This is a genomic window from Paenibacillus barengoltzii NBRC 101215, from assembly GCF_004000745.1.
GTDB lineage: Bacteria > Bacillota > Bacilli > Paenibacillales > Paenibacillaceae > Fontibacillus > Fontibacillus barengoltzii.
Genome location: NZ_BILV01000113.1, coordinates 1 through 11,781 on the forward strand (window position 1 = coordinate 1; position 11,781 = coordinate 11,781).

General features: G+C 49.5%; 12 protein-coding genes and 1 other RNA gene. 3 read left to right on the forward strand and 10 right to left on the reverse strand.

Annotated elements, in window-relative coordinates:
• Window positions 1-188: 188 nt before the first annotated feature.
• Window positions 189-395 carry a helix-turn-helix domain-containing protein gene (locus PBA01S_RS21650; RefSeq protein ID WP_085278850.1) on the reverse strand — a complete coding sequence of 69 codons (207 nt, stop codon included), beginning with the start codon at window positions 393-395 and terminating at the stop codon, window positions 189-191.
• Between the two features lie 169 nt (window positions 396-564).
• Between PBA01S_RS21650 and PBA01S_RS21655 the strand changes: the two genes are divergently transcribed.
• Window positions 565-846 (forward strand): DUF6809 family protein, encoded by a 282-nt coding sequence (locus tag PBA01S_RS21655; RefSeq protein ID WP_127576710.1) that lies wholly within the window; start codon window positions 565-567, stop codon window positions 844-846.
• 22 nt (window positions 847-868) lie between these two features.
• On the opposite strand, the gene PBA01S_RS21660 is transcribed toward PBA01S_RS21655, so the two are convergent.
• From PBA01S_RS21660 to fliD, 3 genes are all read right to left on the reverse strand, one after another.
• On the reverse strand, window positions 869-1,516 hold the full coding sequence (locus PBA01S_RS21660) for a 2OG-Fe(II) oxygenase (RefSeq protein WP_127576711.1): 648 nt from the start codon (window positions 1,514-1,516) through the stop codon (window positions 869-871).
• A gap of 388 nt (window positions 1,517-1,904) precedes the next feature.
• Complete coding sequence (locus PBA01S_RS21665) at window positions 1,905-2,816, reverse strand: aminoglycoside phosphotransferase family protein (protein WP_127576712.1); 912 nt, start codon at window positions 2,814-2,816, stop codon at window positions 1,905-1,907.
• A gap of 92 nt (window positions 2,817-2,908) precedes the next feature.
• On the reverse strand, window positions 2,909-4,156 hold the full coding sequence (fliD, locus tag PBA01S_RS21670; RefSeq protein ID WP_164744230.1) for a flagellar filament capping protein FliD: 1,248 nt from the start codon (window positions 4,154-4,156) through the stop codon (window positions 2,909-2,911).
• Window positions 4,157-4,456: 300 nt separating this feature from the next.
• On the opposite strand from fliD, the gene PBA01S_RS21675 reads away from it, so the two are divergent.
• A complete protein-coding gene (locus tag PBA01S_RS21675; protein WP_127576714.1) occupies window positions 4,457-5,275 on the forward strand; it encodes a CPBP family intramembrane glutamic endopeptidase in 819 nt (272 codons plus the stop codon).
• 154 nt (window positions 5,276-5,429) lie between these two features.
• Here the strand turns inward: PBA01S_RS21675 and sigJ are convergent, their stop codons facing one another.
• The 4 genes from sigJ to PBA01S_RS21695 form a co-directional block, all read right to left on the reverse strand.
• The gene (gene sigJ, locus PBA01S_RS21680) at window positions 5,430-6,284 is read right to left on the reverse strand and encodes an RNA polymerase sigma factor SigJ (RefSeq protein ID WP_028538480.1); all 855 of its coding nucleotides are present in this window, start codon (window positions 6,282-6,284) and stop codon (window positions 5,430-5,432) included.
• A 132-nt stretch (window positions 6,285-6,416) separates the two neighbouring features.
• Entirely contained in the window at window positions 6,417-7,241 is an 825-nt protein-coding gene (locus PBA01S_RS21685) for an NAD(P)H-binding protein (RefSeq protein ID WP_016313946.1), read from the reverse strand.
• Window positions 7,242-7,332: 91 nt separating this feature from the next.
• Window positions 7,333-7,953 (reverse strand): FMN-dependent NADH-azoreductase, encoded by a 621-nt coding sequence (locus tag PBA01S_RS21690; protein ID WP_127576715.1) that lies wholly within the window; start codon window positions 7,951-7,953, stop codon window positions 7,333-7,335.
• Window positions 7,954-8,330: 377 nt separating this feature from the next.
• Entirely contained in the window at window positions 8,331-9,533 is a 1,203-nt protein-coding gene (locus PBA01S_RS21695) for an MFS transporter (RefSeq protein WP_051416874.1), read from the reverse strand.
• A 132-nt stretch (window positions 9,534-9,665) separates the two neighbouring features.
• On the opposite strand from PBA01S_RS21695, the gene PBA01S_RS21700 reads away from it, so the two are divergent.
• The gene (locus PBA01S_RS21700) at window positions 9,666-10,556 is read left to right on the forward strand and encodes a LysR family transcriptional regulator (protein ID WP_127576716.1); all 891 of its coding nucleotides are present in this window, start codon (window positions 9,666-9,668) and stop codon (window positions 10,554-10,556) included.
• Window positions 10,557-10,620: 64 nt separating this feature from the next.
• Here the strand turns inward: PBA01S_RS21700 and ssrA are convergent.
• Window positions 10,621-10,988: a transfer-messenger RNA gene (gene ssrA / locus PBA01S_RS21705) on the reverse strand.
• A 167-nt stretch (window positions 10,989-11,155) separates the two neighbouring features.
• A complete protein-coding gene (gene smpB / locus PBA01S_RS21710) occupies window positions 11,156-11,635 on the reverse strand; it encodes an SsrA-binding protein SmpB (protein ID WP_016313970.1) in 480 nt (159 codons plus the stop codon).
• Window positions 11,636-11,781: the final 146 nt, after the last annotated feature.

The window sequence follows — 11,781 nt, forward strand, 5'->3', positions numbered from 1 at the left end:
GCTTAGCTGGGCACGCCACACAAAAAAAGCGAGTCCAGGATATCCTGGAACTCGCTTTTTACAGCTTTATGGTCCTAAGTGATTCTTTGCGCAACAATTTTAGGACTCCACCACTCGTAGACCAGAGCCTTACATGCTTTTAAGCCGATCTAGTTACTGAGTATGCTTTTTAATCACTAATCACTCTTTTATTTCTTGTCAGGAATATGCTCCAATAAATCACCAGGCTGACAATTTAATGCTGAACAGAGTTTATCAATGATTTCTAAAGAGACATATTCGTTGGTGTTCAACTTGGCCATCGTAGCAGAAGATATTCCCGTCAATTTTATTAACTCGTGTTTCTTGATTTCACGATCTATCAGTAATTTCTGAAATGGCTTATAACTTATCATTGCCAAACCCCTCGCAAAGATGTTGAAGTTTTCTTTAATTATATTGAACAATCTTTGCCTAAACAAAATTATATTTATGTTCTCTTGACCTGGATTTTCGCCATGTTAAAATAATATTTAGGAAGTTGAAGATTAGTTTGTAAAATTAAACCTCTGGGAGGTGCGATTCTTGATCCATTCTTTAGAGATCTTGATCGATCCGCTCATTCGCCACCGATTAGAGTCTTTATACAATGAGCTCAAGTCCAACAACTCAGATTTCAAGCAATTATCATGTGAATCTGAACAATATATCAAGGCGTTACGAGAAGCACTTCCTGAGAACCTCAAACAAACTTTATTTCTATATGAAGATGCTCAATTCTCATTACAAGAAATCCTGAAAGTAAAAATATATCTGCAAGGGTTCAAGGATGCCTTGCAGATTGTTAATGAGGTGCAAATGTGTTGACTTTAATAAATGATGGAGATAATTAACTGGAAATAAGCCCGTACTCCCTCACACGCTGCCTCCGCATCCACTGGGTCGCTACCCACTTCTCACCGCGAACCACCGGGACGCTGCTGTGCAGGGTCAAGTTGTTGAGTTCTTGTTGGCGATAGAAGTATTCGAAGTACAAGGCGGACCCGCGCTCAGGTTTGACCTCTAGATCCAATAAGGGAAAGACGGTCTCTCCGCCTGCCTCCACATCATTTAAGTAGATGATCAGGGTGCTGATCCGATTGTTCTCAGCAGAAGGGCTGTTCGGACCGAAAAAGTCATAGTGGGCTTGGTATTCTTGGCCGGGGCTGTAGTGGAGGATTTGCAAGCCTTCCGCGTGTTCGATGGGTACGTTCATCAAGGCGGAGATCCGTTTTTCGATGCGATGGATAAAGGGGTTTTCCTCTTCTTCGAAAAACATCCCGCGGCTCGTGCGGATCTCACTGACCACGTTGTTCACGAGTTTGGAATCTCGTAGTCGGGGAGCGGCTGCCTCAATCAACTGCCGGCACTCGTCGTCCGTCAGCAGCTGTTCGAATTTCATGATCAAAGGCTCTTGGTGCAGTACCGTCGCCGCAACGGTACGATCATCGAGCGAGTAGAAGGATTGAATCGGCAAGATGGAAATCTCCTCGCTCATCTCTATCACCTCTACTATTCAGTTTTTTGATGGAATTATTATACATCAGCCTAAATTCGCCGAGTATCCCCTTTGTTTGCCGTTCTCCCACGAATCATTCCATCAAACAAAAAATCAACAACCTCGCAGGGTTGTTGATTTTAACATGGTTCTATTCACTTCAAACACGCCGCATCCCACTCCTGTTTCAACTCCACAAGGGATTGCTGACGCTTGCTCCGATCCTCACTCACAGCTCTTAACGAGACCTCATCGATAACCGCACCCAGCGTAATTTCCTCTGGAGACATGAAGCGCGAGGAGCAGCAAAGTCATACAGGACACAGCCATCATAAAAATCAATGGCCGCAAATCCTCCACCCACACTTCAACTTGTACGGAATCCCATCTATATACTGGATTTAAAATCAGACAAGTACCACGCCGGCACCGGATTCCTCATCCCGTCAAACCACGTCAAGACATCTCGGGCCTGTTGCTGCATCACGGCGACTTCCACTTCACCAAAAGGGATGGCCCAAGGAATCGAAGACAACGCATTGGTGCCGATATAGAGAGCCAATAACGTAAAGAATTCGTCCGGAGGATTTCCGTGAAAATAACCGTGAATCTGTCCCGTCGCAAAATGCGGACTGACCTTAGCGCTCCACACGATGCGATTAAACTCCTCCCACGGATCCCCGTAATCCCAGCGATTAAAATCGATGATCCACAGCTCCCCTTCGGGTGAGATGATCATATTCCCCACATGATAATCCCCGTGCTGAAAGCACTGCGGTCGCTCGCTAAGGTAGTGCCGATTCGCTTCAATATAAGCGATGATCTGCTCGTCGCCCACCATTTTTACGCCGCAGTCATGATATTGCTTGATTTTCCGGTCTACTTTTCGATTAAAAGAGGATTCCCACGGTTCTTGATCCACCGGGGCAGGGATACTGTGAATTTGCCTTAAGATTTGCCCGGCTGTCACGCCAAGGTGGTATTGCCTCGTGTCCGTCAGCTTCGGCAATACCGCTTGCGCATCTTCGCCGTCACACCAGGTCGAGAGGGAATAGACACTCTGGCCGTTGTTGCATACCCCAAAATCCACAGGCCGCGACATGGGTATCCCGCTTTCGGCTAATCTTCTCATCATTTCAAACTCATGTTTCTTGTGGTCGTACTGGGAAATATCTGCGATGCGCAGCAGCCATCTCTCGTTGGTGACGGTTTCGATATAGTATTTTTGGTCGCTCGACCAGCCTTTGGTGATCGGATCGATTTTTTTGAACGTTTCGTAACCTTGGATATCCGCGAACACAGAATGCTCCCTCCCCCAATCCGCCTAGAATCATTATACCTGATGCCAAAAAAGGCCAACCAATTCTGGTTGACCCGATGAATAATCCATGACTAAAACAGCATATTCACAAACAAACCGCTTCCGTAGGTTGGCATCGTGATTTGAATCGAGGACTGGTAGATCGCGAATTGTTGTAACTGACGAGCCGTTTGGTTCATCAGGCTGCTGGCCGGCACGGTATTGAATCTTTCCATAGCTAAGGCTAGACGGTAAGCCAGGCCGACATGACTGCTAATTGCTCGCGTAGTTTGATCGAAATTCAAGCTCAAATTCTTCTTAAACTGTTCTTCATCCAGCTGGAGTAAGCCGTCGCCGTCACGATAGAGGCCGAGTTGCTCATAGGTCGGGGAATCGACTAAGAAGTCCAAGCTTTTTCGGATAGAGGGGTTCAAGATCCCGCCGGCTTCTGTCAGACGACCCACCATGGCATTGTAACTCGATATCAACTCACTCACTTGTGAAATGATTTTATCGGCATCCGGATTAACCTGAATCCTCACCGCTTCCATCGATGGAGCCAGGAGTGTTGCCGTCACTTTGTCCTTCTCCAGCTCAATCGTGTTCGACTGAGACGTTTGAATTGCACCGCCGTTCACGCTGTATGAGGCATTGGACGCAATTTCGGTTGCATTCCGTACGCCTGTTGCTGACATCGCATTGCCGATAACGTCTTCAACCTCGAAAGCCTGATCCGTTCCGGTGTGGTCACTGCATAACTCTAGCTTCAGGTGGCCCGTATCCGCATCTGGGACCATCGTTGCAATGATCCCTGTCTTTGCTGCATTGATCGCCTCTTGCAGCTTGCTCAGCGCTTGATCATTCGTATCGTGCTCAGCGATCACCACCGATAGCTTGGTCGTCTTGCCGCCAAGGGTAAGGGTGAATTCATTTATCCCTTGGCTTACAACGGACGCACTTGCTCCAGACAATAGGGTTCCGCTGTTCTTTTGAGAAGTCGCAATCGCTTTCAACTTCACATCATAGGTTTGCCTTGCAGCTCCAGCCGATGCCATTGCAATAACCAGACTGCTGTCCGAGGTTTCCACCGTTCTTGCTTCGAATAATGGATTATTCCGCAGCATCAATTTTTTTGCCGCTTCTTGCACTCTGTATGTAGATTTCAAGAAGTTAACAATTCCGGTTGCTGCTGTCTTGAAATATTGCACATAATGCATACTTGGTGAGATGAGCCTGGACAATAAAGACGAACTCTCACTCATTCTATTGGAGGATTCAACATTCATGGCTGCCGTTCCGCTCGTCGAATCGATCAAGCTATACGAGTCGTTCGATAACATCATCCATCACTCCCTTTATCATGGAACTGTAAAGTTTATTCTGGATGCATGGTCCCGCTTCGCACGATGATTCGACACTTTTCCTCTTATTTTATCTCCGAATTATCGCCGATAGTTGAAGTTTAAAGAAAACTTTAACTTCGCATGTGATTAGAATTATTGCATCTTCTCCAAGCCTTGGCAAGTCCACGGCATGACAGATATGACTTTTATTATGACAACGGTCACTATGTCCATATGACATGACTTTGATACTCTTGGAATGCAGCCACTCATGCGGTTGTATTCTTAAGAGAAGGTGTGATTAACATATTTTCCTCCCTGAAAGATTCAACTAAATCCATTGTATTTATCGTGCTCGTCTTGCTTCTGGCGGTTGGTTTCAGCTTCATCCCTCATGTGAATACCTTTGCTTATATGATGACGCCAACGATTGCAGTGCTCATCATGATGTTGATCGTGACGCGTGACGGTTACCGTATATCAGGCTGGAAAAAGCTTGGTTTGCATAAGCTCGGTTTCAAAAGTTGGGGATTTGCGCTGGTCGTTCCAATCATCCCGTTGGCTGTGGGATTTGTCGTTGCCTATGCGGCCAACCTATCCTCCTTCGAGCCTGGAAGTGACTTTGAAGGCTTCAGTTGGACGGTATTTCCGCTGCTTATTGTCTTCTTATACATCAAGTCGGTGTTAACCCAATCCATGGGCGAAGAACTTGGCTGGCGCGGGTATCTGCTGCCGACCATGCTTGGATGCATGGGACGAAAAAAAGCGATGTTACTTCATGGAGCCGTCCACGGGGTATGGCACTTCCCTTTAATTCTCAACACGGAAGCGTACCACTCCGATGAGAATCTCTGGCTTCTGCTGCCCATGACCGTGCTCAGCACGATCTTTCTTGGCCCCGTGATCGGCGAAATTCGCATGCGGACCGGCAGTGTATGGACCTCCTCGATGATCCACACCACGCATAATTTAGTGTGGCTCATTTTTGCCGGAGTGACGGTCGAGCATCAAGAAGCCGCAAAATATATCAGCGGGGACATGAGCCTCTTCGTTATTCTGTTCTACGCTGGACTGACCTTCTACATGTGGAGACGGGGAAGAACGTCTCACAATTGATGCCATATAGCAAAAAAACCACAACCTCATGGTTGTGGTTTTTATTTTCCAAAATGGGGGCGAACCGTGGTATGCCAGATCCACATTTCACTTTAGTCCCAAATCATTCGCGTTCCCAGTTTTCTATCTTTATGAAAAATCCGCAGTTGACTCCCTATACCCGAGTAAGCTTATCCGGGTTTCTTACAACGTAGATTCTATGAATCTTTTCACCCCGGTGTTGTAAATAGATAGCGGCCACGGCTTCGTCCCCGGATCGAAGCACAATTCCAGTCTCTCCGTTCAGAGCTGCAAACTCGGAGTGAAGACTTCCCTGAGACTTCAAGCCATGGAGCGCGCCGGCAAGGATAAGGGCCACTTGTTCGCGCGTTTGTATCGGATGTGTAGCCGCGATGACTTTTCCACCCCCGTCAGTGACGAGCATGACGTCTTCGCTCAGCAAGGATAACACAAGATCAACGTTACCTTGCTCGAGGGAGGTGAGGAAGCGGCTCACCCATTCCAATTCGATCGCGTCGGCCGCAACCGTTTCTTCCTCGGATATGCCCATCTTGCTTCTCGCTCGGCTCATCAACATGCGGCAATTTGTCTCTCGCTTGCCAAGCAGTTCGGCGATATCGGGGTAATCGAATCCAAGCGCTTCACGAAGAACGAAAACCGCACGCTCTGTCGGCGATAACCTTTCGAGCAGTACAAGCATACCATAAGACAGCAGGTCACGGCGGACGACCGTTTCGAGCGTATCCGCTTCCGGTGTCGGAATCGGCTCAGGGAGCCAAGGACCGACGTACACTTCTCTCCTCCTCCGCGCAGATTTCTGCAGATCGAGACAGCGATTGGTTACCATTTTGCACAAATAGGCCTTCGGTTCCCTCAAACGTTCGGGATCTACGTCGCAGGCCTTAAAGAACACGTCCTGCACCACATCCTCCGCATCTGCCGCAGAACCTGTCAACTGATAAGCCAGCGTGAACAACAGCGCTTTATATTTATCGTACAGTTCCTCCATACGCCATCTCACCTTTTCCTGTTGTAAAAATTGCACACCGGGGTGCTCTTTATCTATCGAAGCATACTGACGTGACTGATCGCAACCGTTATCGGCATATTTGGCCGCGGCGAGAGTTCCATAATTCAATCGTTAACCGAATTCCTCAGCATGATCGATCGCCCACTGTTTGAAGGTGCGCGGCGCTCGACCGGTTACTTCTATCACGGTAGGAAGCACAGTAGAGAATCTTTGACCTTGCTTGGATAGTTCAAAGAGTGCGTCAACCATTTCCCCAGGCATATACCGAAGCAGTTGCTCATAAGCGATGTCGTCCGGGATCGTTTCAAAACCGATATCCCGACCCAATACTTCGCCAAGTATGCGTACTTGTTCTCTACGAGTAAGTCGTTCAGGTCCGGTTAACGTATAGATCTTCCCTTCATGTCCGTCTGAGCTTAAAGCTTTCGCTGCGACGGCAGCTGTGTCTCGCGAATCGATGATTGGTATGCTGAGGTCGCCGAATGGCACCCGGACAACCCCCTCGGTTCTGATCGAATCTTTCCATCGAAACGCATCGGTCATGAAACCGCTGGGCCGCAGGAATGTCCAGGATACACCCGATTCCCGCACTGCCTGCTCGGCTTTTAAGTGGAGTCGCGCAATAGCGTTTCCTGCTCCAATTTCAACGGTTGCCGCAGAGAGCAATACGATATGCCGCACTCCGGAAAGCCTTGCGATCCGCGGAAAATCAAAGTCGGCGGCTAGGGGCAACATCCAAAACACCTTCTCTACGCCTTCCAAAGCCGCTAGAAACGTCTCCGACTTCAATAAATCTCCAGCTACCCGCTCAACTCCTGCAGGAAGATTCGCCTTCTCGGGATTGCGGACGAGCGCCCGTACCTTTAAACCGTCCTTATGCAGCAGCCGAACTACTTCACGGCCTACCGATCCAGTGGCACCTGTAACCAGAATCATGTTTTTCACATCCTTTGCTATTCCTATTTTTATACCGTTTGAACATGATGCAGCTGAGGACAGCGGTATAAGGTTACGCGCTTATTGTGAACTAGAAGTTGGATGCTACTTTAACCGCTTGGGCCAAGCCGTTTTCGATGATTTGCTGAGACCGATCTTGGAATTGCAAATGACCTTCGATGACAACCGTTTCAATATTCGTTATTCCCCAGAATGCCAGCATGCTTTTCACGTAGTTCACAGACATCTCTTTTTGAGCCAGCGGGCCTTCGGAGTAAACACTGCCTCGTGCGTTAAGCAGCACGACTTTCTTGTCGCCTTGCAGCCCTACCGGACCTTGTGCCGTATAAGTGAAGGTTTTGCGAGGTTGGCTTAGATAGGACAGGTAGGTCAGCAATGGAGCGGGAATCGTAAAATTCCAAAGCGGGAACGCGAATACGACTTTATCTGCTGCCAGGAATTGATCTGCGTAGCTGTTCGCGATCGCGATGGCGTTTTGTTCCCGGGTTGTAAGTTCTTCACCCTTGGAAAGCTTGATAATGCCCGAATACATTTCGCCGTCGTAGTAAGGCAGCTCCACTTCGAAAAGGTCTAATTCCGTGATATTGTCATTCGGGTTTTTCTCCCGGTACTCGCTTAAGAAAGCGTCGTATAGCTTTAAGCTGATAGATTGCTCCCGATTGTTAGCTTTAACGAATAATACATTTGCCATGTTCATCATTCCTCCAGAAATGTAATAGAAGTTTTGTCTCTGAAAATAATCATGGTATTGCTTGCGTCGATCCTCATCACCCCTTTGCGTTTTGCACATATGACGACGTACGGCTCTGATTTGTAACATGGAAACTCCATGACATGGCCAATGACTTGTCTGGTAACCTATGGACACAAGAGACCACCTCGAACGCGGATTGGCGGGGTGAAACAGGTGTGTGACCTGTATGAAAACAAAAAAACTTGCCGACGAAGGGCAAGCTTAATATTTCCAATAAAACGTATACCTTAAAAAACTTCCGAGTCATCGAATCCTGTCCGTTGTCCACGATGGAGTAAGCTCCGTAGATATAAAATGCAGACACACCCCACTGATTACGGCAGCTTAACACGTACGAACCCTGCTGCAGCCAAGGCTGCCACAGTTAAGATCGCGGCAAAGGCGGTTGCTCCCGTGGCCAATCCCGTATAGTCGATCAGGTAGCCCGTGCACACAGGGAGGATAGCGGCAGGGATATAGCCGCCGATGTTAAGAACCGCGTTCGCTTCGGCTCTGCGATGCTCAGGAACATGCAAGCCGATCAGTGTCAGGCCACCGAGTTGGCCGAGACCTTGACCCGCACCGGCCAGCAAGGCAGCCAGCACTAGCGGGGTGACGGCGGAAGCATAGGAAGCGATCACCATGCAGAGCATGGCGAGGAAGACGGACGCTGCGCCCATCAGAAGCTGGCCTCGGATGGTAAGCTTCTTCAGGAGAAATTGAACGCCCGTCGCCATCAAAAACATGAGGCATGTCATTCCACCGGCGATAAGCGGATCCGAGGCGCCCAGCAGCTTCTTCAGCAGTGAGGGGCCGAGCGACAGCATAAATGATGTTGACGTGATGCCCGGAGCGAAGACCGCGATGCCAAGAGCAAGGTGCAGCCGGTTACCCTTGGGCACGCTGGGCAGCCGAAGCCGCCATTCGCTTTGACGCGCTGGAAAGCGCAGTCGTGGAAGCGACCCGGCAACGGCGAAGGCGCTCGCTAATATCAAAAGTTGGGTACCAAACAGGGGAACGACCGGTCGGGCGAGCAACTCGGAAAAGATGCCTGATAACAGCGGACCGAGTCCTGCACCCAGCACCATGGCGACCGAAGCGGCGAGCGCAGCCGTCTTTCTCCGAGCGGGGCCTCCGACATCCACGACCGAAGCCATGCCAGCCGAGACGATGACGCCGACGGCAATGCCCGATAGTAATCGCGCGAGCAGGAGTGATGCGACCGTGGAGGCCGTGCCAAAAAGAATACAAGCGAGCACGGCGGCCGCAAGGCCCGGGAACAACACCGGCTTGCGACCGTACCGATCAGACAACTGACCGGCGACGAGCAAGGTCGCGAGCAAACCTGCGATATATGCGGCGAAGATTAATGTCAGCGTACCATTGGAGAAGCCCATCTCCTGCTGCCAGCGAACATAGAGTGGGGTGGCCGAATTGGACAGGATGAAGACCGCCGTTACGAGCCAAGCGGTCGTCCATATTCGCCAAGCGCTAGGGACAGGGGTGGTATATTGGGCTTGATCAGAAGCAATTGCCATCCACAAGACCTCCTAAGATGAAGAATTCTCATAGCACTATTCGCTCTCGAATCTCATCATAGGGTATAATCAGATATAACTGAAATACATAAATTGAATATATGAAATAACCAATTGGTTATGGTGGAGTGCATGCAAATGAACTTGAACCTTCTCCGAATCTTTGTGCAGGTTGCAGAGACATCGAACATTACGGAGGCATCCAAAGCGTTGTTCATCTCACAGCCAGCCGTGAGCAAAGCGATCAAAAATTTGGAGGCGTCGCTCGGCATTCAGCTGTTTATCCGTGACAAGCATAAAGGGTTGCTGCTGACGGAAGCAGGGCGGGAGATTCTCGTATTAGCCAGGCAGATGAAGGCGATCGAAAACAGCATTTATCAAATTGCCGGCCGGGAGAACCGCCTGCTCGGCGGCAAGATCAAAGTCGGTTCCTTCCCCGCAGCAACAACAAACTTGCTATCCAAGACTATCGCCGTTTTCCGTACAAATTATCCGTTGGTGAAAATCGAGTTGCTGGAAGGCGTCTCCGATCAAATCAAGCAATGGGTAGAAGACCGAACAGTAGAGCTAGGAATTGTGGCGTCTCCGTTCGATTCATTAGAATTCGAGAAATTGCAGTCCGACTACATGGTTGCGATCGTTCCTGCGGATCATCCGCTGGCGAAAGAACTGATTATCGATCTGAATTGCTACCGAGACGAGGTTATCTTCTGTAAAGGCGGGCATGAGATCGCCATGAATTCCATCCTGAGAGAATACCGGATCGAGTTGGGGGAAGGTTTGACGGTGCAATCGGCCGAAACCTTGATCCGTATGGTCCGTAACGGGCTAGGCATCGGGCTGATCTCCAATTTTACGCTATCTTCCGTGTCGCACGATTTGGTCGTCAAGGAGATTCGACCGGGCGTCACTCGTGATATCGGCATCATCGCGCATTCCTTCGGGGAGATATCGCCGGCAGCCAAACAATTGGTTACCGTCCTGCTCCAAACGGGCCAGGAGTCGGGCGAAGGTTTCGAGTGATCATACAGGATCGCCGAGCAATAAATCAAAAACCACAACCATAAGGTTGTGGTTTTTTAAGTTCAAATGGAGGCGAGGGGAGTCGAACCCCTGTCCGAAGGCAACGCCACATAGGCTTCTACGGGTGTAGTGACAGTATTGATGTCACCCTAGAGACTCCCCGTCACCGGATTCTCTTCGGGTCAGCCTGATTGTCTTCTTCAGCTAGCCGCAGGCGGAGACTAGACAGCGTATCCCACTAAAAGTTGAGCCCCTATCCTGCCACATGGGCGATGGAAGGTAGGAGCCTGGAGGCCGTTATTAGGCGGCCAGAGCCAGAGTTGGTTGTTTAGCTTTGCCGTTTAAATTTGGCGTTAGCGTTGATAAAGCGGACGCTCCCCACTACCCGCTACCCATGCTCGATCTACCCCCGTCGAATCCAAAAACGCCCCCTTAATCAAAAGGGTGTTCGAGGATCAAGGTGCAGCCTGCAAGGCCTGCTGCTTGCTCGCATTACGAACAAGCGATGTTTCGTTCTTACATCCATTATTATACCATGTTTGCTTCCCATCATGTTTATGGACTTGATGGAAACGCTGGGAACTACCGTCGCGAGCCTGTTATCTCGCGATCTTCTGCTTCTCGCGCAGCGCCCGTTGAATATCGCGTTGAGCATCCCGCTTCGCGGCGGAATCACGCTTGTCGTATTGCTTCTTCCCTTTGCCCAGACCCAGCAGCAGCTTCGCATATCCGTTGCGGATATAGATCTTGAGCGGTACGATCGTATACCCTTCCTGCTTGGATAAACCCAACAGCTTATTGATCTGTGCCTTGTGCATCAACAGCTTGCGTGTCCGCGTCGGATCGGTTGGATTAAACCGATTCCCCTGCTCGAACGGGCTGATATGCATGTTGTGAATATGAATTTCGCCGTTTCGGATCGTCGCGAACGCATCGCTAATGTTCACCCGAGCATTCCGAATCGACTTGATCTCGGTGCCGGTGAGCACCATGCCCGCTTCGTAGGTATCTTCGATGAAATAGTCATGGGAAGCTTTTTTATTTTGCGCCAGCACTTTACCGTCACTTTTCTTACCCATGCTCCATCCTCCTCAAAGTAGGTGAGTTCCTCTTCCGACTTTCAGCTCAAACAAAACGCGCAACAGAAGCCAAATCGGAAGCCCCACCGGGCAGTTTATCAGACATTTATTGTACCAACTCCAGCGGCCAAAAGCAAGAATTCGCG

Excerpts from the sequence above, each read along its gene's own strand:
- smpB (WP_016313970.1), bottom strand. The coding sequence starts at position 11,635 with ATGGGTAAGAAAAGTGACGGTAAAGTGCTGGCGCAAAATAAAAAAGCT.
- PBA01S_RS21660 (WP_127576711.1), bottom strand. The coding sequence starts at position 1,516 with ATGAGCGAGGAGATTTCCATCTTGCCGATTCAATCCTTCTACTCGCTC.
- PBA01S_RS21650 (WP_085278850.1), bottom strand. The coding sequence starts at position 395 with ATGATAAGTTATAAGCCATTTCAGAAATTACTGATAGATCGTGAAATC.
- PBA01S_RS21690 (WP_127576715.1), bottom strand. The coding sequence starts at position 7,953 with ATGGCAAATGTATTATTCGTTAAAGCTAACAATCGGGAGCAATCTATC.
- sigJ (WP_028538480.1), bottom strand. The coding sequence starts at position 6,284 with ATGGAGGAACTGTACGATAAATATAAAGCGCTGTTGTTCACGCTGGCT.
- PBA01S_RS21685 (WP_016313946.1), bottom strand. The coding sequence starts at position 7,241 with ATGATTCTGGTTACAGGTGCCACTGGATCGGTAGGCCGTGAAGTAGTT.
- fliD (WP_164744230.1), bottom strand. The coding sequence starts at position 4,156 with ATGTTATCGAACGACTCGTATAGCTTGATCGATTCGACGAGCGGAACG.
- PBA01S_RS21695 (WP_051416874.1), bottom strand. The coding sequence starts at position 9,533 with ATGGCAATTGCTTCTGATCAAGCCCAATATACCACCCCTGTCCCTAGC.
- PBA01S_RS21700 (WP_127576716.1), top strand. The coding sequence starts at position 9,666 with ATGCAAATGAACTTGAACCTTCTCCGAATCTTTGTGCAGGTTGCAGAG.